Origin of the sequence: Psychrosphaera sp. F3M07, assembly GCF_018860345.1 — a bacterium.
Classification (GTDB): domain Bacteria; phylum Pseudomonadota; class Gammaproteobacteria; order Enterobacterales; family Alteromonadaceae; genus Psychrosphaera; species Psychrosphaera aquimarina.
In genome coordinates this window covers 81,875-106,273 of sequence record NZ_JAHKPJ010000011.1, presented here as the reverse complement: position 1 = coordinate 106,273, position 24,399 = coordinate 81,875, and the positions used below count along the sequence as shown (strand labels likewise).

At 38.6% G+C, this 24,399-nt stretch carries 22 protein-coding genes; 20 read left to right on the top strand and 2 right to left on the bottom strand.

Annotated elements, in window-relative coordinates; translation table 11 throughout:
• The first annotated feature begins 172 nt into the window (after positions 1-172).
• The 20 genes from rpsB to tilS all read left to right on the top strand — a co-directional run bounded on the left by rpsB (position 173) and on the right by tilS (position 22,757).
• Positions 173-895, top strand: a complete 723-nt coding sequence (gene rpsB, locus KO505_RS04135) for a 30S ribosomal protein S2 (RefSeq protein ID WP_216054181.1) — start codon at positions 173-175, stop codon at positions 893-895.
• A 125-nt stretch (positions 896-1,020) separates the two neighbouring features.
• Positions 1,021-1,872: a translation elongation factor Ts gene (gene tsf / locus KO505_RS04130; RefSeq protein WP_216054180.1), complete on the top strand. Its 852-nt coding sequence runs from the start codon at positions 1,021-1,023 to the stop codon at positions 1,870-1,872.
• 189 nt (positions 1,873-2,061) lie between these two features.
• The gene (locus KO505_RS04125; RefSeq protein WP_216054179.1) at positions 2,062-2,439 is read left to right on the top strand and encodes a PA2779 family protein; all 378 of its coding nucleotides are present in this window, start codon (positions 2,062-2,064) and stop codon (positions 2,437-2,439) included.
• The gene (locus KO505_RS04120) at positions 2,440-3,417 is read left to right on the top strand and encodes a PA2778 family cysteine peptidase (protein WP_216054178.1); all 978 of its coding nucleotides are present in this window, start codon (positions 2,440-2,442) and stop codon (positions 3,415-3,417) included.
• 191 nt (positions 3,418-3,608) lie between these two features.
• On the top strand, positions 3,609-4,352 hold the full coding sequence (gene pyrH / locus KO505_RS04115; RefSeq protein WP_216054177.1) for a UMP kinase: 744 nt from the start codon (positions 3,609-3,611) through the stop codon (positions 4,350-4,352).
• A gap of 11 nt (positions 4,353-4,363) precedes the next feature.
• Complete coding sequence (frr, locus tag KO505_RS04110) at positions 4,364-4,921, top strand: ribosome recycling factor (protein ID WP_216054176.1); 558 nt, start codon at positions 4,364-4,366, stop codon at positions 4,919-4,921.
• Between the two features lie 85 nt (positions 4,922-5,006).
• Positions 5,007-5,768: a polyprenyl diphosphate synthase gene (gene uppS / locus KO505_RS04105; protein WP_216054175.1), complete on the top strand. Its 762-nt coding sequence runs from the start codon at positions 5,007-5,009 to the stop codon at positions 5,766-5,768.
• Between the two features lie 26 nt (positions 5,769-5,794).
• Positions 5,795-6,661: a phosphatidate cytidylyltransferase gene (locus KO505_RS04100; protein WP_216054174.1), complete on the top strand. Its 867-nt coding sequence runs from the start codon at positions 5,795-5,797 to the stop codon at positions 6,659-6,661.
• Between the two features lie 13 nt (positions 6,662-6,674).
• Positions 6,675-7,856, top strand: a complete 1,182-nt coding sequence (ispC, locus tag KO505_RS04095; RefSeq protein WP_216054173.1) for a 1-deoxy-D-xylulose-5-phosphate reductoisomerase — start codon at positions 6,675-6,677, stop codon at positions 7,854-7,856.
• An 8-nt stretch (positions 7,857-7,864) separates the two neighbouring features.
• Complete coding sequence (gene rseP / locus KO505_RS04090) at positions 7,865-9,208, top strand: sigma E protease regulator RseP (protein WP_216054172.1); 1,344 nt, start codon at positions 7,865-7,867, stop codon at positions 9,206-9,208.
• A gap of 51 nt (positions 9,209-9,259) precedes the next feature.
• Positions 9,260-11,728, top strand: coding sequence for an outer membrane protein assembly factor BamA (gene bamA / locus KO505_RS04085; protein ID WP_216054171.1), 2,469 nt, complete (start codon positions 9,260-9,262; stop codon positions 11,726-11,728).
• Between the two features lie 32 nt (positions 11,729-11,760).
• Complete coding sequence (locus tag KO505_RS04080; protein WP_216054170.1) at positions 11,761-12,267, top strand: OmpH family outer membrane protein; 507 nt, start codon at positions 11,761-11,763, stop codon at positions 12,265-12,267.
• A gap of 116 nt (positions 12,268-12,383) precedes the next feature.
• A complete protein-coding gene (gene lpxD / locus KO505_RS04075) occupies positions 12,384-13,421 on the top strand; it encodes a UDP-3-O-(3-hydroxymyristoyl)glucosamine N-acyltransferase (RefSeq protein ID WP_216054169.1) in 1,038 nt (345 codons plus the stop codon).
• A 44-nt stretch (positions 13,422-13,465) separates the two neighbouring features.
• On the top strand, positions 13,466-13,930 hold the full coding sequence (fabZ, locus tag KO505_RS04070) for a 3-hydroxyacyl-ACP dehydratase FabZ (protein WP_216054168.1): 465 nt from the start codon (positions 13,466-13,468) through the stop codon (positions 13,928-13,930).
• Positions 13,931-14,073: 143 nt separating this feature from the next.
• The gene (lpxA, locus tag KO505_RS04065; protein ID WP_216054167.1) at positions 14,074-14,835 is read left to right on the top strand and encodes an acyl-ACP--UDP-N-acetylglucosamine O-acyltransferase; all 762 of its coding nucleotides are present in this window, start codon (positions 14,074-14,076) and stop codon (positions 14,833-14,835) included.
• Between the two features lie 83 nt (positions 14,836-14,918).
• Entirely contained in the window at positions 14,919-16,100 is a 1,182-nt protein-coding gene (lpxB, locus tag KO505_RS04060; RefSeq protein WP_216054166.1) for a lipid-A-disaccharide synthase, read from the top strand.
• On the top strand, positions 16,093-16,698 hold the full coding sequence (gene rnhB, locus KO505_RS04055) for a ribonuclease HII (protein ID WP_216054165.1): 606 nt from the start codon (positions 16,093-16,095) through the stop codon (positions 16,696-16,698). The genes lpxB and rnhB overlap by 8 nt, the downstream gene beginning before the upstream one ends.
• 92 nt (positions 16,699-16,790) lie before the next feature.
• Positions 16,791-20,288, top strand: coding sequence for a DNA polymerase III subunit alpha (dnaE, locus tag KO505_RS04050; protein WP_216054164.1), 3,498 nt, complete (start codon positions 16,791-16,793; stop codon positions 20,286-20,288).
• Positions 20,289-20,350: 62 nt separating this feature from the next.
• Entirely contained in the window at positions 20,351-21,307 is a 957-nt protein-coding gene (accA, locus tag KO505_RS04045) for an acetyl-CoA carboxylase carboxyl transferase subunit alpha (protein WP_216054163.1), read from the top strand.
• A 124-nt stretch (positions 21,308-21,431) separates the two neighbouring features.
• Positions 21,432-22,757 (top strand): tRNA lysidine(34) synthetase TilS, encoded by a 1,326-nt coding sequence (gene tilS, locus KO505_RS04040; RefSeq protein ID WP_216054162.1) that lies wholly within the window; start codon positions 21,432-21,434, stop codon positions 22,755-22,757.
• Between the two features lie 269 nt (positions 22,758-23,026).
• On the opposite strand, the gene KO505_RS04035 is transcribed toward tilS, so the two are convergent.
• Both KO505_RS04035 and mutH read right to left on the bottom strand, forming a co-directional pair.
• A complete protein-coding gene (locus KO505_RS04035) occupies positions 23,027-23,587 on the bottom strand; it encodes a DUF1415 domain-containing protein (protein WP_216054161.1) in 561 nt (186 codons plus the stop codon).
• A gap of 43 nt (positions 23,588-23,630) precedes the next feature.
• Positions 23,631-24,305 carry a DNA mismatch repair endonuclease MutH gene (gene mutH, locus KO505_RS04030; RefSeq protein WP_216054160.1) on the bottom strand — a complete coding sequence of 225 codons (675 nt, stop codon included), beginning with the start codon at positions 24,303-24,305 and terminating at the stop codon, positions 23,631-23,633.
• Between the last annotated feature and the right edge of the window lie 94 nt (positions 24,306-24,399).

The window sequence follows — 24,399 nt, the reverse complement described above, 5'->3', positions numbered from 1 at the left end:
CATTTTTGAAAAAGTAAAAACGCTAGGCTATTAGCGAACAAATAGCACATTAATTTAAATTAAATAACACACATATATCGACACATTCCCCGGGGTGCTGAAGCGTTGTAAAACGCCAAAGTCGGATTGGAATGGGATATATGGAGGCCTAACCCCATTAGAGGAAAATAAAATGGCAAACGTATCAATGCGTGACATGCTACAAGCTGGCGTACACTTCGGTCACCAAACTCGTTACTGGAACCCTAAAATGAAACCTTTCATTTTTGGCGCTCGTAATAAAGTTCATATCATTAACTTAGAGAAAACAGTTCCAATGTTCAACAATGCGTTGGATTTCATTCAAACTGTTGCAGCTCGTAAAGGTAAGATCTTATTTGTTGGGACTAAGCGTGCAGCAAGCGAAGCTATCAAGGAAGCGGCAATCTCTTGTGATCAATACTACGTTAACCATCGCTGGTTAGGTGGTATGTTGACTAACTGGAAAACAGTTCGTCAATCAATCAAACGTCTTAAAGACTTAGAATCACAGTCTGATGACGGCACGTTTGAAAAGCTTACTAAAAAAGAAGCTTTAATGCGTACTCGTGAAATGGAAAAGCTAGAAAAAAGCTTAGGTGGTATCAAAAACATGGGCGGATTACCTGACGCGATCTTCTTGATCGATGCAGATAACGAGCACATCACTATTGCAGAAGCTAATAACTTGGGTATTCCAGTTATTGCTGTTGTTGATACTAACTCTAACCCAGACAACATTGATTACATTGTTCCTGGTAACGACGACGCGATTCGTGCAATTCAACTATACACTTCAGCAGTTGCTAATACGGTTAAAGAAGGCCGTAATAACAACATCGAAGTTCAAGCTGAAGATTTTGTAGAAGCTGAATAATTGTCCTAAATCATTCGTGATTTAATTAAGACAATAAATGGGGTCATGTATTTGGCCCCTATTTCCAGATTAATAAGTTAGTGCATTTGATAAAAATGCGGTAACAGAAAAGTGAGGATACCCTTATGGCAGTAACAGCTGCATTAGTTAAAGAACTACGTGAACGCACTGGCGCGGGCATGATGGATTGTAAAAAAGCGCTAACTGAAACTGATGGTGACATCGAGCTAGCAATTGAAAATATGCGTAAAAACGGTCAAGCTAAAGCTGCCAAAAAAGCAGGTAACATTGCTGCTGAAGGTACTATCATTATTAAAGAAAATAATGGTGTTGCTGCATTGGTTGAAGTTAACTGCCAAACTGATTTCGTTGCAAAAGACGCAAGCTTCTTAGCATTTGCTAACTCAGTAGCTGACGCTGCAATCGCATCTAAAACGACTATCGAAGCACTTCAAGCTGAATTTGAAGAAGCTCGTGTAACATTAGTTACTAAAATTGGTGAAAACATCAACGTACGTCGTCTTCAATACATTGAAGGTGCTGCAATTGCTTCTTACCGTCACGGTGAGAAAATTGGTGTTGTTGTTGCTGGTGAAGGTGATGCTGAAACACTTAAGCACATTGCAATGCACGTAGCTGCAAGCAAGCCTGAATTTGTTAACCCAAGCGACGTTCCTGCTGAAGTTGTTGAAAAAGAAAAACAAATCCAAATCGAAATCGCGATGAATGAAGGCAAGCCTGCTGAAATCGCTGAGAAAATGGTTATTGGTCGTATGAAGAAGTTCACTGGTGAGGTTTCTCTTACTGGTCAAGCATTCATCATGGAACCTAAGAAAACGGTTGGCGATATTCTTAAAGAGAAAAGCGCTACAGTAACTTCATTTGTTCGTTTAGAAGTTGGTGAAGGTATCGAGAAGAAATCTGAAGATTTCGCTGCTGAAGTAGAAGCTCAAATCGCTGCTGCTAAAGGTGCATAATTTATTCTTTAATTAGAAAAAATTAGATACTTCAAAAAACCGCAATAGGGCAACCTAATGCGGTTTTTTATTACCTGTATATTAAATAATGCTCAAATCCTTTTACATTACACGTTTGAAATTTTGTAATGACCTCTTCAGTTTTTTACTCTATATTGAATAAGCAATAAACTTAAAAGGATGATTTATATGAAATTTAAGAAAATTTTACTAACGGCTGTTTTTACTTCAGCTAGCTTTTTAGCTGCAACCTCCCATGCTGGTGTAGTCGGTTCAGATACAGTGTTAACTCAGATCCAAGGTGAATACTCAAAACAACAACTTGTTTCTATGGTTTCAAATGAAGATGTGTTGGCTAAGCTAGAAGCTTTAGGCGTTGATGCACAAACGGCTCAAACTAAAATTAGCCATATGACGAATTCTGAGCTGTTAGCTTTTAACCAGCAATTAAATGATGCGCCTGCTGGTGGCATAGTTGGAACAGCGATAACTGTTTTTATTGTGTTAGCCGTTCTAGATTTGTTAGGGGTAACGGATTTATTTACCTTTATTGATCCAATTAACTAAATGAATATTTTTTACCGAGCCAGCTTAATTGCTGGCTTATTACTGTTAACTGCATGCACCACTACACCACAAACCACAGGTTTATTACAAAACCCCAACTCAGTTAATAACAATGTACATGTCATTGCTAATGTACCATTTATGCCACAGCAACAATTTTATTGTGGGCCTACCACGATTTCAGAAGTGGCTAATTTTTACAATGTAGATACTTCTCCAGAGACGTTAGCACCCAATTTATTTATTCCGGGAAGAGAAGGCAGTTTACAAATTGAAATGGTGTCAGCGGTAAGGCAATTAGGTTTGGTGGCCTATACGAAAAAAGGCTCCTTACAGGAAATACTTTCCCTGGTAGAACAAAATGTGCCAATTATCGTTTTACAAAATAACGGCCTATCTTGGTACCCTCAATGGCATTATTCTGTCGTTGTTGGTTATGACTTAACCAATCAAAATATTAAGCTTCATACCGGTCTTGATGAATATAAATCGATACCGTTAACCTTATTCGAACGAACGTGGTCCAGGGCCAACTTTTGGTATTTAGCGCCAATGCCTTTAACGCTGCAAGTATCTGATTTAAACATGATGAACTATTTATCCGCTGCACAGGATTTTATTCAAATTGGCATGGCGCAATCTGGCATAACCTCATTGCATACCGCGACTGAATTATGGCCAGAAAATTGGTTACCATATTTCTTGCTCGGCAATTCGTATATTCATAAAAATCCAAAGCTAGCGTCAGATATATTTCAACAGGGGTTTGAGTTCGCAAACGAGTCACCTGATTATATCAATAATTATGCGTATTCAGTCGCCATTTCAGGGTGCAAAGCACGTGCGTTGGAATTAGTGGAACTTGGACGGCAACGATATCCAGATCACCTTGAATTAATTAAAACTGAATCTGAAATTAGAGGTTTAGTTAATACTGATAAAAATGCGAGTTGTTCCGCACACGCGCCTGTACTGTAACTTAGGGAACATTTAGCGCTTTTGTAGTTAAATTTGAGTAGGCATAGCTTATTAATTCAGCAGATTGTTATGTTTGTAAATTATCTTAGGAAAAATACAAATTTGACTAAATCAGTTTTTGCTAAATCGATTTAAATCACCTAGAATACGCGGCAATTTGCACCTCAAGAAAATTCACATTCGGGAGCTTTATGAGCACAAAACCAGTTTTTAGACGTATTTTATTAAAACTAAGTGGTGAGGCATTATGTGGAGATGACGGTTTTGGAATAGATCCAAAAGTGTTAGATCGAATGGCTCAAGAGATTAAAGAGTTAGTTGAAAAAGACGTTCAGGTCGGTGTGGTTCTTGGTGGTGGTAATATTTTCAGAGGCGCGCCTTTAGCGGAAGCTGGGATGAACCGAGTTGTTGGCGACCATATGGGGATGTTAGCAACGGTTATGAACGGACTGGCAATGCGTGATGCTTTACACAGAGCACATGTTAATGCTCGCTTAATGTCAGCGATACCGTTAAAAGGGGTATGTGATGACTACTCTTGGGCTGAAGGCATTAGCCTGTTAAAAAGTGGTCGAGTTGTTATTTTCTCGGCAGGCACAGGTAACCCATTTTTCACAACAGACTCTGCTGCATGTCTTCGTGGAATCGAAATCGAAGCCGATGTTATTTTAAAAGCCACAAAAGTTGATGGCATCTATTCTGAAGACCCAGTTAAAAATCCTAATGCTGAATTGTACCGTCACCTGACTTACGATGAAGTAATTGAAAAAGAATTAAAAGTAATGGACTTAGCCGCATTTACTTTAGCGCGAGATCATAATACGCCAATTTGTGTTTTTAATATGAATAAACCTGGTGCACTTAAACGTGTCATCTTAGGTGAAGATGAAGGCACTATTGTTTCTAGTAAAGAAAAACTAATTAAACTACCTTAAGGAATTTAATCGTGTTAAATGAAATTCAAAAAGACGCAGCCGTAAGAATGGACAAAAGCATTGAGTCTCTTCAATCGCAATTAAATAAAATCCGAACTGGTCGTGCTCATCCAAGCCTATTAGATGGCATTCAAGTTTCTTATTACGGAGCAGACACTCCATTAAATCAAGTTGCAAACGTAACCATTGAAGATTCTCGTACTTTAGCGTTAACTGTTTTTGATAAGTCTTTAGCTCAAGCTGTTGAAAAAGCGATCATGATGTCTGATTTAGGACTAAACCCAATGTCAGCAGGTACGGTTATTCGTATACCACTTCCTATGTTAACTGAAGAACGTCGTCGTGATTTAGTTAAAGTAGTTAAAGGTGAAGTTGAAGCCGGACGTGTTGCGGTACGTAACATTCGTCGTGATGCTAACGGTGACATTAAGTCGTTGTTAAAAGACAAAGAAATTTCAGAAGACGAAGCTCGCCAATCTGAAGACGAAATTCAAAAGCTAACGGATGCTAGAATGAAAGTTATCGATGGCATGTTAGCGGTTAAAGAAAAAGAGTTGATGGAAATCTAATTAGTTAATTCTAGTTAAACATATATGAGTTAAAACGCCGTGACAGTTTACTACGCGGCGTTTTGTTATTTATTGAGAGAGTTAAATGGCAAAAGTTGATGTCGCAGACCAAGTGCTAGAATTCTATTCAGAATCAATACCGCAACATGTTGGTATTATTATGGATGGAAATGGTCGCTGGGCACAGCAAAAAGGAATGCCAAGAGTTTACGGCCATAAAAAGGGCGTAGATGCGGTAAGAGAGGCGGTTAAGTTTTCTCGTAAAGTCGGTATTAAATCGCTAACCTTATTTGCATTTTCTAGTGAGAACTGGAAACGTCCAGAAGAAGAAGTTTCAGGTTTAATGGAATTGTTTATGTTGGTATTAACTCGCGAAGTTAAAACCTTGCATAAAAATAACGTACGGTTAAAAATAGTGGGTGATTTAGATGGCTTTAGTAAATCTATCCAAGATAAAGTAGCATCTGCTCATCAATTAACTCAAGATAACACGGGTTTAATCCTTAATGTGGCAGCCAATTATGGTGGCCGTTGGGATATTGTACAAGCAACAAAAGTACTAGCAGAAAAAGTGAAATCAAATGAACTTAATTCTGCAGACATCACAGAAGACGTATTTGATAGTTTCACTTCGTTCTCAGACCAGCCCCCTTTAGATTTAATGATCAGAACGGGCGGGGAAATGAGAATTAGTAACTTTTTATTATGGCAAGCGGCATATGCTGAATTGTATTTTACGCCGTTATTTTGGCCTGATTTTAAAGATATTGCGTTTGCACAGGCTATAGAATTTTTTGCAGGAACAGAAAGACGATTTGGTCTGACTGGTGAACAGGTAAAAAGTTAATTTTAATTTATTAGTAGGATTTAAGTTTGCTAAAACAACGAATTACCACAGCCATCGTATTGGGCATTATATTATTGGCAATACTGTTTTTTGTGCCAATCGACGTATTTACTTGGTTAGCTTTGGCTATTTTCGGATATGGCGCCTTTGAGTGGAGCAAATTAGCTGAAATAAAAAGTAAAACCAATCAACTTATATACTCAATTGGGTTAGTTGTTATTGGCAGTTTAATTTACATTTATTACTTAGATTCAACGTTATGGTCCATAACTGGGCAGATCACTGAACAAAATTATAACTTAATGTTTGCCGCTTGTATTTGGTGGGCAGTGAGTTCATTTTTAGTGTTTATTTATCCTAGGGGTAAACGGGTTTGGCAGCACCATTTAGTGGTTAAATCGCTGTTTGGTTATTTAACCTTAATACCAGCTTGGTTAGCATTAGTTACCTTACGTGATTGGCAACATGCTATTAACTTTAATGCAGGCGCTTGGTTAGCATTATTTGTGTTTGGTATTGTTTGGGCGGCAGACGTAGGAGCTTACTTCTCTGGTAAACGATTTGGTTCGCATAAATTAATGCCAAACGTGAGCCCGGGTAAAACCATAGAAGGCTTTATGGGCGGTATTATCGCTGTAGTTTTATTAACCTTAGCCGTGTTATGGAACGAAAGTGTTTCATTTGAGAATTGGCCAGCCATGATAATATGCTGTGTTGTTATCGGTGTTATTTCGGCCTTTGGCGATTTAAGTGAGAGTATGCTCAAACGTGATGCCGGTATTAAAGACAGTGGTAACATCTTCCCTGGTCACGGTGGTTTATTAGATAGAATAGATTCATTAACTGCAGCAATGCCCGTGTTTTTAGTCTTTTTTACCCACTACTACAATTAGTAGTTTTTAGTATATGCAAACTATCACAATATTAGGTGCTACGGGCTCTATTGGTCTATCAACTTTGGATGTGATTAAAAGACATCCAGAGAAATTTGATCTTTATGCTATAACGGGTAATACCAATGTATCTGGCATGGTTAAATTGTGCCAACAGTACCAACCCCAAATTGCAGTTATGGCGGATGAGCAAAGTGCTCAAACGCTACAACATGAATTAAAGTCTCTTGGTTCAAATGTTAATGTATTAGCTGGAACCGATGGATTATTGCAAGTTTGTTCAGACCCAAAAGTCACCACGGTAATGGCCGCAATAGTAGGCGCCGCCGGATTACAACCTACCTTAACTGCCGCCAAACATTCAAAACGCATCTTGTTAGCCAATAAAGAAGCTCTAGTCATGAGTGGTGAATTGTTCTTATCTGCGGTGGCTGAAAATAATGCCATTTTGTTACCAGTAGATAGCGAACATAATGCGATTTTTCAGGCAATGCCTTCAAGTGTGCAAAAAGGGGGGGAGTTAAAAAAAGCGGGTGTTGAAAAAATATTATTAACGGGATCAGGTGGCCCATTTTTAACTAAATCATTATCTGAATTTGCTAATATTACGCCGGAAATGGCGGTTGCCCATCCCAATTGGAGCATGGGAGCGAAGATCTCTGTAGACTCAGCCACTATGATGAATAAAGGTTTAGAGTTCATTGAAGCAAAACTGCTGTTTAATGCCAGCTTTGAACAAATTGATGTTGTTATTCATCCGCAAAGTATTATTCATTCTATGGTGAGTTATTCTGACGGTTCAGTATTGGCCCAAATGGGACAACCTGACATGCGTATCCCTATTGCCCATACGTTGTCTTTCCCTGACCGAATAGCCTCAGGGGTAAAGCCTCTTGATTTCACTCAACTTGCTGATTTTAGTTTTTGTGCACCGGACTTATCTCGATTTCCTAATTTAGATTTAGCGTTACAAGCGTCTAAATTAGGCCAAGGTGCAACCACTGTTTTAAATGCAAGCAATGAAATAGCGGTTTCCCACTTTTTAAATCGTGAAATACCGTTTAATAAAATAGCGGCATTAAATGAATATTGTTTAGAACAGTTAGGCACGGTTAGCCCAACAACATTAGATGATATTTTAAATTTAGATCAACAAGCTAGAGAAGTCGCTACTGGCTTTATCGCTAAATTGTAGAGGTTGAATTGACTGAATTTATTTGGAATCTGTTTAGTTTTATTGTCGCCCTAGGCATTTTGGTGTTTGTGCATGAATACGGACATTATTGGGTTGCTAAAAAAAATGGCGTTAAGGTATTAAAGTTTGCTGTTGGTTTTGGCAAACCTATCTATACCTGGAGAAGTAAATCAGGCACTGATTTTGTTATAGGACTCATTCCTCTTGGTGGTTACGTTCGTATGTTAGACGAACGTATCGATGAGGTGTTACCACAAGATAAATCCTCCGCGTTTAATAATAAAAAAGTTTCACAACGTATTGCGGTAATTGCTGCCGGGCCTATGGCCAATTTTGTGTTTGCCATAATTGTATTATTTGCCATGTTTATGATGGGTGGGAAAGCCGTTAAACCAGTCGTTGGGCTAGTTGATCAATCCTCCATCGCTGCAGACTCTGGTATTGTAGCTGGCGATGTTATTTTATCTGTCAACAATCAACCAACCCCCAGTTGGGAAAGTGCCAATTACGCGTTGATTGCACAAGTAGGTAAACCTAATTTCAATTTGTTGGTTGAACGAGGAAATGCTGAAACCAATATAATCGTAAATAGTAACGGTTGGGAAATTGATGATGGCCAGGTATTAAAAGGCTTAGGGATCCAGCCATATCGTCCTAACCCGCTTCTTACCATTGCCTTGATAGTTGATGGTTCTCCTGCTCAAATTGGTGGTTTGTTAGTAAGTGATAAATTATTAACAATCAATGGTATAAGTTTAAAAACATGGCAGCAAACGACGGAAATAATTGCCGCTAACGCAGACAAGAAACTCAACGTTGAAGTTGAGAGAAACGGACAAAAAATAACTTTAGCAATAACACCAAAAAATAGACCAACAAAAGACGGCTTTAGCCAAGGCTATTTAGGTGTTGCACCGGATGTAGAGAAATGGCCAAAAGGCTATGTATTTGACGTTCAATATGGTATTTTTCCTGCCTTGCAAAAATCAGTTGAACAGACTTGGTCGTTTATTAGCCTAAGTTTTCAAATGGTTGGTAAATTAATTACTGGAGATATTGGGTTAAACAACTTAAGTGGCCCAATTTCAATCGCTCAAGGAGCAGGCCATAGCGCCGAGAGTGGTTTAGTTAATTTTCTAAAGTTTCTTGCACTTATTAGTATTAATCTAGGAGTAGTCAATCTTTTACCTCTTCCGGTTCTAGATGGTGGCCACTTAATGTATTATTTTATTGAACTAATTCGTGGAAAGCCTGTCTCTGAGAGGGTGCAAGAAATGGGCTTCAGAATCGGAGCATTTATATTAATGATGATAATGGGTATTGCCATTATCAATGATTTTGGTCGGTTATAAACATTGTTAATTTGATCAGTTGTAGTCAGTGGTATTGGAATTTATAAAATAATGAAACACATCGTAGTTAGTATTGTCCTTTTTTCTTTGAGTTGGTTTACTTCGGCAAATAGTCAAAATTTTAAAGTTCAAGATATTCAAATAACTGGTTTGCAGCGTGTTGCCTTAGGTGCAGCATTAACAAACGTCCCTTTCTCTGTTGGTGATCAAGTTTCAGAATTTGTCGTCGCACAGTCAATTAAATCTCTATTTAAGTCTGGCTATTTTGCTGATGTAAAAGCCTATCGTGATGGCGATGTGGTTATTTACTTAGTCACTGAACGTCCAACCATTAGTGAAATTGAGTTTGACGGTAATAGCGATATTAAAGATGAACAACTTCAAACCAGTTTAGACGACAGTAATATTCGAATCGGCGAAGCGCTTGATAAAACCGTTATCACAAATATTGAAACGGGTTTAACCGACTTCTATCACAGTGTTGGTAAATACAATGCGACAGTTGAAGCAAAAATTACCTACCTTCCAAGAAACCGTGTACGTCTTAACTTCAATTTTGAAGAAGGTGATGCGGCTAAAATCAAACAAATTAACATCGTTGGTAATAAAGTATTTACCGACGAAGAGTTACTAGGAAAAATTGAATCTAAATTTAATTTAGATTGGTGGCAGTTCACATCAAATGACCGTTACCAAAAACAAGCCCTACAAGGTGATATTGAAATCATTCGTGATTATTACTTAGCAAAAGGTTATTTGAAGTTTGATATTGAATCGACACAAGTGTCAGTTGATCCTAATAAAGAAGCGGTTTATATCACATTTAACGTTGTTGAAGACGAACCATACACAGTCACAGGTTTTGAATTTATTGGTGACTTGTTAGGACAGGAAGAGTTTTTAACTAAGATAGTTCCAATCAGGGTTAATGAGTTATACAACGGTGAAGTGATCACATATACAGAAGAAATGATCACCCGATATTTAGCTCGATTTGGTTATGCAAACGCAAAAGTAGAAACTATTCCAGACTTAAATGAAGAAACAAACGAGGTTGCGTTAACTATTTCTGTTGACCCTGGCAAACGTGTTTATGTAAACCGTATTACGTTTGAAGGTAACTTTGGCACATCAGATGAAGTATTAAGACGTGAAATGCGCCAGTTTGAAGGGGCAACTTTATCCAATGACTTGTTAGAAGCATCTAAGAGTTACATCCAACGTTTAAAATACATTGAAACTGTAGATTTTAAAGTAAATGACATTCCGGGAGTTGATGATGCCGTTAATGTTGTGTTTACCATTAAAGAACAATCTTCAGGTTCATTCCAAGCGGGCGTTTCTTATGGCGATTATACTGGATTAGCGTTTAATGCGGCGGTACAACAAGATAACTTCTTAGGTACGGGTAACCAAATTGGTATTTCTGTTAATACTTGGAAAGCTCAGCAAACCGTTTCTTTGAACTATACCGATAATTACTTCACTGATGATGGTGTGAGTTTAGGTGGTCAAATATCGTTTAGTAATTACGACGCATCTAAAGTAAACCTTGTATCTTATTCACAGAAGAAAGTGGTAGTGGGTCCAACGTTGAGCTGGCCTATTATGGAAAACAACCGTATTAATGTAGGTTTGTATTATAACAATCTAGAATTGTCACAATTACAGCCTTATGACCAAATCCAAACGTTCTCTAGCTCGTTCATCGATCCGAATAATCCAGATGCTAAATTTAAATTTGAGAATCTAGAGGCAAGCTTAGGTTGGAGTCGTTCAACTCTAAACCGTGGTGTTTTCCCATCAGGTGGTTCTAGCCAATACTTAGGACTAAAAGCTGCAATACCTGGCTCTGATGTTCAATATTTTAAAGCTAATTTTGATTCGAAGTTTTACTTCCCACTTACACAAAGTCATAAATGGGTATTCTTAACTCGTTTAGAAATGAACTACGGTAATGGTTACGGAACCTTAGATGGGAACGATCAAACTCTACCTTTCTGGGAGAACATGCAACAACGTTCAACCGATTTACGTGGATTTGAAAGTAATACTATCGGTCCTAAAGGTATCATTAGAACAAAACGCGTAGTTTCTGGTGGGCCAGACGGCTTTGGTGGAACAAGTCAGGTTGTGCTTGGCGACGAGTTTGATACTATATCGACAACGTATCGCGCAACGGGTGGTAATGCATCGTTTTTCGGTGGTTTAGAATTAATTACACCAACACCGTTTTTAAGTGATGAATTTTCTAACTCAGTCAGAACGTCATTCTTCGTCGATGCAGGTAATGTATGGGATACAGAGTTTGATTTGGATAATTATTCTAATTTATCTGCGACTGAACAAAGTAAATTAACTGATTTTTCAGACCCTGGTCGTTATAGATCGTCAGCGGGTATGTCAATACAATGGTTATCGCCAATGGGGCCAATGGTCTTCACATGGTCTAAACCTATAAAAGAATATGATGGCGATGAACACGAATTTTTCAGCTTTAACATTGGAACTACTTTTTAATTAAAGGTTTCACAAAATTTATGGAGTATAAAATGACAACAACAAAAAAAACCTTATTAGGATTAGTAGCAGGCATATTCTTTTCTGCATCAGTATTTGCTGAAACAATGGCCGTGGTTAATATGCAATTAGTGGCAAGTAAAATTCCACAAACTGCTGCAATGCAACAAGCATTAACTCAAGAATTTTCTGCAGCGACAGAAGAAATTCAAAAGTTAGAAAGCGACATTAAATTTAATATGGAAAAATTCCAACGTGAATCAATGACGATGAGCGAGGAGCAAAAAGACGCTTTACGTACTCAAGTTGAAGAATTACAAAAGAAATACCAATCTTTAGCTCAACCATTAGAACAAGACATTCGTCGTCGTCAAACGGAAGAGCGTAATAAGATTTTTGCATTAATCCAACAAGCTATCTCAGCCGTTGCTGCTGAAGAAAAGTTAGACGTTGTATTAAACGCACAAAGCTTAGCGTTTGCTAAGCCAGAATTAGATATCTCAGAAAAAGTAGCTGCGAAAGTTAGCAAATTAAATTAATCTAATTTTATAGCAAATATAAAAGCCCACTATGTACATAGTGGGTTTTTTCATTTATGGCACATAGTTAAACACTCATGAATATAAAACGGGTGTCGCGCTTTCAGGGAGCATTTATGTCATTTCAATTACAACAGTTAGCTAAGTTAATCACAGAACGTTCGGGTTTAGATGTTAAAGTCGTCGGCGACGGTGCTCTTTCAATAGAAAAAATTTCAACCATTGATAAAGCCAATATTAATCACATCACCTTTTTAGCCAACGCTAAATATAAAAAGCATTTAGTAGATTGCTCTGCCGGTGCAGTCATACTGGCTGAGTCAGAGCTTGATGCTTGGCAAGGCGCCGCATTAGTGATGTCAAACCCCTATGTAGGTTTTGCTTTAGTGGCACAAATTTTAGATGACACCCCACAACAGTCTATGAATATTCATCCTAGTGCGGTAGTTTCTGAATCGGCACAAATAGCGGAAAATTGCTCAATAGCAGCCAATGCAGTGATAGAAGCTGATGCGATTATTGAACAAGGTGTACAGATCGGAGCAGGTTGTTTTGTTGGGCAAGGTACAATAGTCAAAGAGAACTCTAGAGTTTGGCCAAATACGACGATATATCACGGTGTTGATATTGGTAAAAACTGTATTATTCATGCTAATAGCGTTATTGGCGCTGATGGTTTTGGTTATGCCCCGCAATCTATAGATGGCGACCAACACTGGATCAAAATTCCTCAGTTAGGCGGTGTAACCATTGGTGATAACACCGAAATTGGTTCGTCAACCACGATTGACCGTGGCGCTATTGATAATACAGTCATAGGTCAGGGCGTCATCATAGATAACCAAATCCAAATTGGTCATAACGTTGTTATTGGGGATTATACGGCTATTGCCGCTGGTACTATGATCGCGGGCAGTACAAAAATAGGACGCAATGTAACCATAGGTGGTGTTTGTGCCATCAGTGGGCATTTAACTATTGTTGATAAAACATATATTACCGGTAGAAGTTTTATCATGAAAGATATCAAAGAAGCGGGTGTTTATTCTTCAGGAATGCCGGCGACAACAAATAAAGAGTGGCGTAACAATACGGCTCGATACAGGAAATTAACAGAGTTATTTGACCGAGTTAAGAAATTAGAAAATAAGTAATGTGATCGGAATTAAGTCTGATTCACATATAAAAGGAGATTGCTTTGTCTGAGCAACTAAATTCGTTTGAAGTTGAAAAAATCATGTCTTATTTACCACATAGATACCCTATGTTGTTAATAGACCGAGTATTGGATTACAAAGTTGGAGAGTCGTTACACGCAATTAAAAATGTAACTATTAATGAACCAATATTTACTGGCCATTTCCCAGGTAAACCAGTTTTCCCAGGCGTATTAATATTAGAAGCTATGGCACAAGCAACCGGTCTATTAGGCTTTAAAACTATTGAAGCTGAAAAAGGTCAAGTTGATCCTAATGAATTATATTTGTTTGCTGCTATCGATAATGCGCGCTTTAAACAGCCTGTGATTCCTGGCGATCAAATGCATTTCCACGTTAAATTTATCAAAGAACGCAGAGGCATTTGGAAGTTTAGTGGTGAAGCATTTGTTGATGGTAAGTTAGCAGCTTGCGCCGACATTATGTGTGCCCGTCGAGTATTATAAGAATATATACTAAAAAATAAAATTAGCTAAATAGGTAAACTCAGAGTTTACCTATGCAGATTTTACGTTAGAATATAAGCAACTGGAAAATATTAAATTTTATCAGTGGTTTGATGAAAATAACTAACAGTTGAGAGTATAATTTGATCCACGAAACTGCGATTGTATCCCCGAGTGCCAAGCTAGGCAAAAACGTATATGTTGGCCCTTGGTCATTTATTGGTGATGATGTAGAGATAGGTGACGATACCATCATACATTCTCATGTTGTGGTTAAAGGCCCAACTATCATTGGCGCCAATAATATCATCTTTCAATTTTCCTCAGTTGGTGAAGACTGCCAAGATAAAAAATACAATGGTGAACCCACTCGTCTAGAGATTGGTGATAATAATATTATTCGTGAAAACGTCACTATTCACCGCGGCACTATTCAAGACCAAAGTTTAACTAAAATTGGCAGTAATAACCTGTTTATGGCTTATGTACATGTCGCCCATGATTGTGTTGTAGGCAATAATACTATATTTGCTAATAATGCCAGTATTGCAGGTCATGTGCATGTTGGTGATTGGGCTATTTTAGGTGGAATGGTGGGGGTTCATCAGTTCTGTCACATTGGTGCACATAGCTTTTGTGGTTTAAATTCTATGGTAGTAAAAGACGTTCCACCTTATGTATTAGCGTCAGGTCAAAGCGCGAAACCGCATGGCATTAATTCGGAAGGATTAAAACGCAGAGGTTTTTCAGCAGAAGATATTCTGGCTATTAAACGCGCATACAAAGAAGTGTACCGTAAAGGCAACTCAATTGATGAAGCGTTAGCCAATATCCCAGACTCTAGTGATGCAATTTCTGCATTTAAACAGTTTATCATCGACTCGCCACGTGGCATTGTTCGTTAACACTGCTCCTGTAGAATAACCTGTATTCTGACAGGTTATTCCAGTCAGTTAGTTTAGAGAATTAAATACATGTCTGATCTGTTATGAAAGAATTAAAAATAGGCATTATCGCCGGAGAGCATTCGGGTGATATTTTAGGCGCTGACTTAATGTCGGCGCTTTCTGATCTTGCCAAGCAACAAAACGAACCAACAAAATTAATATTTAAAGGCGTCGCAGGCCCTAAAATGATGGCACTTGGTTGTGAAACCATGTTTGACATGGAAGAGCTTGCCGTTATGGGCATTGTTGAAATATTAAAACGTTTACCTAGGTTGTTAAAAAAACGTAAGCAGTTAGTACAAGATCTAATCGATTGGCAACCCGATATTGTAATAGGTATCGATGCGCCTGAATTTAATATCGGCTTGGAACTCGCGATAAAACAACAAGGGATCCCAACGGTTCATTATGTCAGTCCTTCTGTATGGGCATGGCGACAATCACGCATTCATAAAATTAAACAAGCCTGCGACAAAGTATTAGCTTTATTGCCATTTGAAAAACAGTTCTATGATGATCACAATATGCCTTGTGATTTTGTTGGTCATACCATGGCTGACCAAGTTCCGTTAGATGACCAACAAGCAGAGTATCGACAAGAGCTAGGTTTATCACTTACCGATAAAGTACTCGGTGTTTTGCCAGGCAGTCGTGGGTCTGAAATTAAACTATTATTATGTCCGTTTTTAGATGCAGCACGTGAGCTTCAACAACAAATTCCCGATCTTAAAATATTAGTACCAGCGGTAAACGAAAACAGAGCCGCGTTGATTGGTAACATCATTGATGAAGAATACTCAGATTTAGGTGTCACTTTATCTATAGCTAATGCAAGAGCGGTAATGGCGGCGTCTGATGCCGTGTTATTAGCATCAGGTACAGCAACCTTGGAAACCATGTTAATGAAAACACCTATGGTTGCAGGTTATAAAGTAGGTTGGTTAAGTTATCAGATATTTAGTCGTATGATAAAAACGCCATATTTCACTTTACCCAACCTATTAGCGCAGAAGATGATAGTGCCTGAGTTAATTCAACAAGACTTAACGACTGACAATATTGTTAAAGCCATCAAACCTATGCTGCTTGAACCGCAGGTTGAGTTAAAACAAACCTTTACTGACATACATAGTTCTATCAAACGAGATGCCAGTAAACGAGCCGCCGATGCTATTTGGCAGCTTATCGACCATAAACAAAAGGACGCTGTAAATCATGGATAAAACCTTTCCAGAATATATATACCCTGACTACAAACTGATTGCGGGTGTTGATGAAGTAGGTCGAGGTCCATTGGTTGGTGCTGTTGTAACTGCTGCTGTGATACTTGATCCAAATAATCCAATTGAAGGATTAACGGACTCAAAAAAACTAACTGAAAAAAAGCGTGAGTTACTCTCCATTGAAATTAAAGAAAAAGCGTTAGCTTGGTCAATTGCCAGAGCTGATGCTCATGAAGTGGATGAACTTAATATATTACACGCAACTATGTTAGCAATGACCAGAGCCGTTGCTCATTTGTCTGTTCAGCCAGAGTTTGTGTTAATTGATGGTAACCGCTGCCCAGAACTACCGATGCCTTCAGAAGCGTTAGTGAAAGGTGATTTACGTGTGGCTGAAATCAGTGCCGCATCAATCTTAGCCAAAGTGTTTCGTGATAATGAAATGAAAGAGTTAGATTTAATTTACCCTGAGTTTGGTTTTGCTAAACACAAAGGCTATCCAACAAAATTACATTTCGAAATGCTTGCTAAATACGGCCCAACCCCGCAACATAGACAATCATTTAAACCAGTTAGAAAAGCGCTTGGTTTAGATTAATTATCGTCGCATGTCGGCGTTAGAATTATCTGAATAATAACAATATAAAGTCATTATCTTGTGACTCATAACCGTGATAATTATTAATAAATATGTCAAATACTACAGACCCTAAATTCATACATCTTCGCGTCCATTCTGATTATTCCATGATGGATGGTATGTCTAAGGTCAAAGCGATATTAGGTAAAGCGGCCGATTTAAAAATGCCAGCGTTGGCATTAACTGACCAAATGAACTTGTGTGGTTTGGTGAAGTTTTATCAAGGCGCCCATGGTTTAGGTATTAAACCTATTATTGGTGTAGATGTTTGGGTAAAGCGTCAAGATGATGAGCCACTTTTTAGACTCACGTTATTAGCCAAAAATAATGATGGTTATAAAAATATAACCGACCTTATCTCTAATGCTTATTTAAAAGGCTCAATTCGTGGCAAGGCGGTTATTGAAAAAGAGTGGTTAATCGAACATAAAGAAGGGATCATCATCCTATCCGGCGCAGATCAGGGTGATATTGCTTTTGGTTTAGCCAAAAACAATCCTAAATTACTGCAAGAGATCATTGAACCTTACCAGACCCATTTCCAAGACCATTTTTTTATTGAAATCAACCGTACAGGTCGTCCGGAAGAACGTATTTATAACGACCAAATTTTAGATTTTGCGGAGCAAACCGGTTTCCCAATCGTGGCGACAAATCATGTGGTCTTTATGTCACCTGATGATTTTGATGCACATGAGATCAGAGTTTGTATCCATCAAAAATATACCCTTGAAGATAAAAACCGCCCTAAAAATTATAGTCCTCAGCAGTACCTGAGATCTGAAGACGAAATGTGTGAGTTATTTGCTGATATTCCTTCTGCATTACAAAACACAGTAGAGATAGCTAAACGCTGTAACGTCACAGTGCAATTGGGGACGTATTTCTTACCTGCTTGTCCTACTGACGGCATGAGCGAAGCTGACTTCTTGATAAAAATATCCCGAGAAGGCTTAGAAGAGCGATTACAGTTTTTATTCCCCGATGAAGAAGAAAGAAAAAACAAACGTGGCGAATACGATGAACGTTTAGAAATTGAACTTGGCGTTATTAACCAAATGGGATTCCCTGGTTATTTCTTAATTGTTGCTGAGTTTATTCAATGGAGTAAAGACAACAACATTCCGGTTGGGCCTGGTCGAGGTTCAGGTGCGGGCTCATTAGTGGCTTATGTATTAAAAATCACTGACTTAGATCCATTAGAGTTTGCACTGTTATTCGAACGTTTCTTGAATCCAGAACGTGTTTCGATGCCGGATTTTGATATCGATTTCTGTATGGAGCGGCGAGAAGAAGTTATCGATCACGTTGCTGAATTATATGGCCGTGATGCCGTATCGCAAATTATTACTTTTGGTACCTTGGCTGCTAAAGCCGTGGTGCTTGGAGTTGGACGTGTATTAGGTCATCCATATGGTTTTGTGGATAGGATCTCAAAACTGATCCCAACAGTGCCAGGCACTGACTTAAAAAAAGCCTTTGAAGTAGAGCCACAGCTCACAGAGTTATATAACAGTGACGATGACGTTAAAGAACTTATCGACATGGCTCGTAAGTTAGAAGGGGTAACATCTAACGCGGGTAAACATGCCGGTGGTGTTGTAATCGCACCTACTAAAATCACTGACTTTGCACCTTTGTACTGTGATGACGAAGGTAACAACCCGGTAACACAGTTTGATAAAAATGACGTGGAAACTGCTGGGTTAGTTAAATTCGACTTCTTGGGGTTACGTACCTTAACTATCTTGCAGTGGGCCATTGAAATGGCCGATGCAAAATTGGCGAAAGTGGGTAAGAAGCCGATTGATATAGCTTCGATAGATGTTGCCGATCCCGCTTGTTTTAAAATGTTAAAAAATGCAGAGACAACAGCAGTATTCCAGCTGGAGTCTTCAGGCATGAAAAATCTAATTAAACGGTTACAGCCAGACAACTTTGAAGAGATCATCGCATTAGTTGCCTTGTTCCGACCTGGCCCGTTAGATTCTGGCATGGTAGATAACTTCATTCTACGTAAGAAAGGTGAAGAGGAAGTTGCGTACCCAGATCATGAATATCAGCATGATTGCCTTAAAGAAGTATTAGAACCAACTTACGGCATTATTGTTTATCAAGAACAAGTAATGCAGATAGCACAGGAAATGTCAGGTTACTCCTTGGGTGGCGCAGACATGTTACGTCGTGCTATGGGTAAGAAAAAACCTGAAGAAATGGAAAAGCAACGTGCGACGTTTGCTGAAGGTGCAAAAAACAATAATATCGACCCTGAGCTTGCGACCAAAATATTTGATCTGGTAGAGAAATTTGCTGGATACGGGTTTAATAAGTCTCACTCTGCGGCATATGCCTTGGTGTCTTATCAAACTTTGTGGATGAAAACTCATTTCCCATCTGAGTTTATGGCGGCGGTTATGTCTGCGGATATGGATAATACCGATAAAATCGTGACCTTAGTTGATGAATGTGAACGCATGAAGTTGACGATTGAGCCACCAGACGTAAACTCAGGTTCGTACAAGTTTACGGTCAATGAACAAGAACATATTATTTACGGCATTGGTGCGATTAAAGGTGTAGGTGAAGCACCGGTTGAAGCTATATTAGAAGCTCGTGAGAAAGGTGGTAAGTTTAAGGATTTATTTGATTTTTGTGCTCGTGTCGATGTTAAAAAATTAAATAAACGAGTGATGGAAAAATTGGTGTTAGCCGGTGCCTTAGATCAAATTGGCCCAGCACCACACAAACAAGAACAACGTGCCATCATCATGGCCACACTGGAAGATGCGTTAAAAGCGGCCAATCAAGAAGCCAAAAATGCAGATTTGGGTCAATCGGATTTATTTGGACTGTTAGCGACGGATGATGAAGACGTTCAACAAAAATTTAAGCCCGCCACTTTATGGCCAGATAAAAAATGGTTAGAAGGTGAAAAGGAAACTTTAGGTTTGTTCTTAACAGGGCATCCAATTAATGAATATCGTAAAGAATTACGTCATTATACAAAAATAAAATTATCCGAAGTGACGCCAACTCGCAGAGATCAGTCTATAACTGTGGTTGGACTCGTGGTTGATGTTCGCGTTTTAGTTAATAAAAAGAACAGACAATGGGCATTAGTGAAAATAGATGATAAAAGTGGTCGTCTGGATTTACGGTTTTTCCCTGAACAGTACGATATGTACCAAGAACAGCTGCAAAATGGTAAAATAATCATCGTTTCTGGACAGGTCAGCTTTGATAATTTCAGTGACGGCAATACAATGACCGCTCGCGATGTTATGTCGTTAACACAGGCGAGAGAGAAATACGTTAATTGTATTAACCTGAATGTTAACAGTGTAGAAAAAGGTAATAAAATTCAGCAACAGTTGAAAAAGTTATTATTACCTTATAAAGATGGCACAACGCCAGTACAGATCAGTTATGAAAATGAACTGGCTAGCGCAAAGATTGAACTGGGAACCAGTTGGCGAGTTAACCCTGATGATCAATTATTTATTGATATCAAGGAAGCCTTGGAAATTGATCCTAAATTAGAATTCTAACGAGTTGTTATGTCAGTGATATGACAATTTGTATTAAATATTATCTTTAGACCGGTGGAAGTATGAGTCTTAATTATCTTGAATTTGAACAGCCAATTGCTGAATTAGAAGCAAAAATCAATGAGCTGATGAATGTTAACCGTGGTGGTGAACTTGATTTAGGTTTGGAAGATGAAATTTCAAACTTAAAGAAAAAAAATCACGAACTAACCAAAAAAATCTTTGGTGACTTAGGGGCTTGGCAAGTAGCACAAATAGCTCGTCATCCTTTACGCCCATATACCAAAGATTATATCGAACGTATTTTTACTGAGTTTGACGAATTAGCAGGGGATAGAACCTACGCTAATGACTTAGCGATTGTTGGTGGTATTGCACGTTTGGATGATGAACCTGTAATGATCATTGGCCAACAAAAAGGTCGTGATACAGCAGAAAAAATCAAACGTAACTTTGGTATGCCAAAACCAGAAGGTTATCGTAAAGCCTTACGATTAATGGAAATGGCAGAACGTTTTAATATGCCAATCATTACGTTTATTGATACTCCGGGGGCATACCCAGGTATAGGCGCTGAAGAACGTGGCCAAAGTGAAGCTATCGCTCGTAACTTAAAAGTAATGGCGGGATTAAAAGTACCTGTCGTTTGTACTGTTATTGGTGAAGGTGGTTCTGGTGGTGCATTAGCCATTGGTGTTGGTGACCGTGTAAACATGTTGCAATACAGTACTTACTCAGTAATTTCACCAGAAGGTTGTGCGTCAATCTTATGGAAAAGTGCAGAGAAAGCGCCTGTCGCTGCAGAAGCTATGGGTATTACAGCACAAAAAATTAAAGAATTAGGTTTAGTGGACAACTTAGTTGAAGAACCACTAGGTGGTGCGCACAGAGATATGGAGCTGATGGCTGCTAATCTTAAGCAACGTCTTAAACAAGACTTAGCCGATTTAAAAACAATGTCGAAAGAAGAATTGTTAGATAAACGTTATGAACGTTTAATGGGTTACGGTTATTTATAAACCGGTAAGCTCTTTTTTATAAAGTAGCCTTAAAAACAAATCTTTGCGATAATTGTAAACATTGATTAAAGCCATCATTTAGATGGCTTTTTTTACAACTGTACGTTAACTAGAAATATAAATAATGAATTTAGATTGGACTCATTTACATAACTTTATAAAACAACAAGAACTTGAAAAAAGTAACTTGGTTGTTGGTTTAAGTGGTGGTGTTGACTCTATTACTTTGTTGGATTTGTTTATTCAGTTAAGACAGAACACCTCTATTAACTTCACTGCGGTTCATGTTAATCATGGCTTAAATTCAAACGCCTTACAGTGGCAACAACAAATACAACAGTGGTGTACAGCACACCAAGTTAGTCTGGTTATAGAGCAAGTTCATATACAAGCCAAATCAAGAACGTCACTAGAACATCAGGCCAGAGATGCTAGGTATCAAGCCATTGCTGAGTGTTCACAACCTAATTCGGTATTGTTTACTGGGCATCACCAGTCCGATCAAATGGAAACCTTTTTGTTACGTCTAATGCGTGGTTCCGGTTTAGCTGGGTTAACCTCAATGCGTAAAATAAGTCCATATCCGCATCCATTAGGACAAGAAAAACAAGTTAGGTTAGCGAGGCCACTGTTAAATGTGAGCAAACAGACTATCTTAGATTATGCTCAGACGCATAAGCTAACTTGGGTCAATGATGACTCAAATGAAGATGATAGATTTGACCGTAACTTCGTTAGGTTATCTGTTTTACCACAGTTATTTAAACGCTGGTCTGTCGCTGGAAAATCAATTAATACGGCCACAGAGTTATTACAACAGGACTTTGATTTACTTAATGAATATGTGGAGCAGGATTACCTAAGGTGTTTGGAAGTTGGCTTTAACCAACATCCTGTTTTGAATATTGATAAGCTTGCCTGTTTATCTGCATCAAAACAAAAAGCCGTGATACGCATGTTTGTTTACCGACAATTAAATCGTTATCCAGCACTGGCGACGTTAAATGAGTTAATGGTGCAGATCCGTCAATTAAATACCGATTCAAATATTAAGTTGAAAGTGGCGGATAATTATTTAAGAACACACAAACATCATTTGTATTTGGTCAGCGACATTATAAAAGAACCAAGAGACTTAAGTACGATTGAATTAATGGTGAGTCCAGGTCAATGGTACGTATTGCCAGAAAATACTCTATATCAAGAGCTCAAAGTGGAAATAGAGTTTGACCAAACACTTGTGATCAAATGGGCACGATTCAGTGAAATGTTTCAACCTAATAGAAACTCAGGGCATAAAAAGTTAAACAAATACTTAAAAGAAGTTGGCTGTCCAACATGGTGGCGAGCTCATGTCCCCCTGATTTATATCAACAATCAATTAATAGCAGTAGCTGGTGTTGGTGTATCAGCGCAGTTTACGCATTCGATTCATATTGAATTAAGGTAATGGCGCTGTTTCGTTTATGCTAGTGCAAACCTACAGGTTTGTTATTTAAGTTGGTTATCATCATCTTTTTACTCGCAGCTCGCAGCTCGCAGCTCGCAGCTCGCAGCTCGCAGCTCGCAACTCGAATCTCGTAACTGGTAGCTTTTGTTGTTTCGCCTCTCGGCGAGAGTCCCATGCAATATGAAGAATTAAATTAACCCCGTGTCTACTTTTACGAGGTCACATCAGAGATTTTCCTTACAGCTTAAAACTTATAGCTTACAGCTGCTTTATTTGCTTTTCCTGCTCTTAAACCCATAAATCTCCCCCATCTCCTTCTCCGTTAAAGACTCCACCGTCTTTATATTATTCACCGGAATTGATTCGGGATCTGGGTATTTTGATAATACTTTTTCCATGCTGTCTTCTCTAATGAGGTGCAGTATTGGGTAAGGGGCTGTGTTAGTTAGGTTCTCAGCGTCGCCGGCTTCTGTGCCGTCAAACTGGTAGTTAGGGTGGAAGCTGGCGAGTTGAAATGTGCCGCGGTAGCCCATTTGATCTATTAACATATCAGCCACGTCTAACATGTGTAAATAATCGGAGAAGTCGGTTAAAAATAGTGGGATGACGATGACTGTGGTGTCTGTTTGTTCTGCAGGTGTGTTGGTCAAAAAATCAAGCTCTGTGAGTAATTCGTTTGTTAAGTCGTTGCTGTTATCAGCTTGTGAGATGACTAACTTTATTTGATTGTTGGCTCGTGGTTTTTTGGCAAAAGGGCACAGGTTTAAACCAATAACCGCTTTATCTAACCATTGCCAAACTTGAGATTCTATTGTTGAGATATCAGTCATGAAAATATGTGCCTTGTTTACGTCAATTTATAATGATTAATCGTTAAAGCTGAAATTGTTTCGTTAAAATTTGTTTGGTAAAACTGGTTCTTAAATAAAAACCTTTAGGCGGTGCTTGGATAGGTTGACCTTGTTGATTAAAGGCTTGAGTACGCACTGAACTGTCAGCGGCTTTGGGTCTTAACTGTAACGCTTCACCGTGTAATGCGGAGATTTTGTCGTGATGCCCAAAAGTAATAAGCTCCATTAACTCTTCCCAGTCATTTTTTAAAAGCGATTCATGCTGAGCATCCATTTGCCATAAAAATGGCGTGGCTATTTGTCTAAGAGGAACTGGAATATTACGTTCTGCGATAATGGGAACCCATAATACATGACGTAATTTTTTATAAATGGAAGACTCTCGCCAGGTGATTGGTGAAGATTGCGTTAATGGCGCAACGGATACAAAAGTGGTTTCCAGTGGTTTACCGTCGCGGTTAATGGGTAAGGTTTTTAACTCAACCCCCAGTAATTGAAAGTCAGGTTCGGGTAAGTTTCCTGCACTTGCGCCCAAATAGGCTTCCAATAATTGTCCTGGCCAACCTTTTTCTACTTGTAAGTTTTCTGGAACCACAACGTTTAACTCTCCTGCTAAGTCGCCCAACGTTAATCCTGCGATTAAGTCAATACGATGCTGCAGTTCTTCGATGGTTGCCGGAGGCGGAGAAAAGTTCATTAATTAGCCAGTATTCCGATTATTATGCCCGTTAGGATTATCTTATTAACTTTAACGTGATACCAGCTAAATTTTGGTTTGCTCTAGTCGCCGC

Excerpts from the sequence above, each read along its gene's own strand:
- rpsB (WP_216054181.1), top strand. The coding sequence starts at position 173 with ATGGCAAACGTATCAATGCGTGACATGCTACAAGCTGGCGTACACTTC.
- tsf (WP_216054180.1), top strand. The coding sequence starts at position 1,021 with ATGGCAGTAACAGCTGCATTAGTTAAAGAACTACGTGAACGCACTGGC.
- KO505_RS04125 (WP_216054179.1), top strand. The coding sequence starts at position 2,062 with ATGAAATTTAAGAAAATTTTACTAACGGCTGTTTTTACTTCAGCTAGC.
- KO505_RS04120 (WP_216054178.1), top strand. The coding sequence starts at position 2,440 with ATGAATATTTTTTACCGAGCCAGCTTAATTGCTGGCTTATTACTGTTA.
- pyrH (WP_216054177.1), top strand. The coding sequence starts at position 3,609 with ATGAGCACAAAACCAGTTTTTAGACGTATTTTATTAAAACTAAGTGGT.
- uppS (WP_216054175.1), top strand. The coding sequence starts at position 5,007 with ATGGCAAAAGTTGATGTCGCAGACCAAGTGCTAGAATTCTATTCAGAA.
- ispC (WP_216054173.1), top strand. The coding sequence starts at position 6,675 with ATGCAAACTATCACAATATTAGGTGCTACGGGCTCTATTGGTCTATCA.
- bamA (WP_216054171.1), top strand. The coding sequence starts at position 9,260 with ATGAAACACATCGTAGTTAGTATTGTCCTTTTTTCTTTGAGTTGGTTT.
- KO505_RS04080 (WP_216054170.1), top strand. The coding sequence starts at position 11,761 with ATGACAACAACAAAAAAAACCTTATTAGGATTAGTAGCAGGCATATTC.
- lpxD (WP_216054169.1), top strand. The coding sequence starts at position 12,384 with ATGTCATTTCAATTACAACAGTTAGCTAAGTTAATCACAGAACGTTCG.
- lpxB (WP_216054166.1), top strand. The coding sequence starts at position 14,919 with ATGAAAGAATTAAAAATAGGCATTATCGCCGGAGAGCATTCGGGTGAT.
- rnhB (WP_216054165.1), top strand. The coding sequence starts at position 16,093 with ATGGATAAAACCTTTCCAGAATATATATACCCTGACTACAAACTGATT.
- dnaE (WP_216054164.1), top strand. The coding sequence starts at position 16,791 with ATGTCAAATACTACAGACCCTAAATTCATACATCTTCGCGTCCATTCT.
- accA (WP_216054163.1), top strand. The coding sequence starts at position 20,351 with ATGAGTCTTAATTATCTTGAATTTGAACAGCCAATTGCTGAATTAGAA.
- tilS (WP_216054162.1), top strand. The coding sequence starts at position 21,432 with ATGAATTTAGATTGGACTCATTTACATAACTTTATAAAACAACAAGAA.
- KO505_RS04035 (WP_216054161.1), bottom strand. The coding sequence starts at position 23,587 with ATGACTGATATCTCAACAATAGAATCTCAAGTTTGGCAATGGTTAGAT.
- mutH (WP_216054160.1), bottom strand. The coding sequence starts at position 24,305 with ATGAACTTTTCTCCGCCTCCGGCAACCATCGAAGAACTGCAGCATCGT.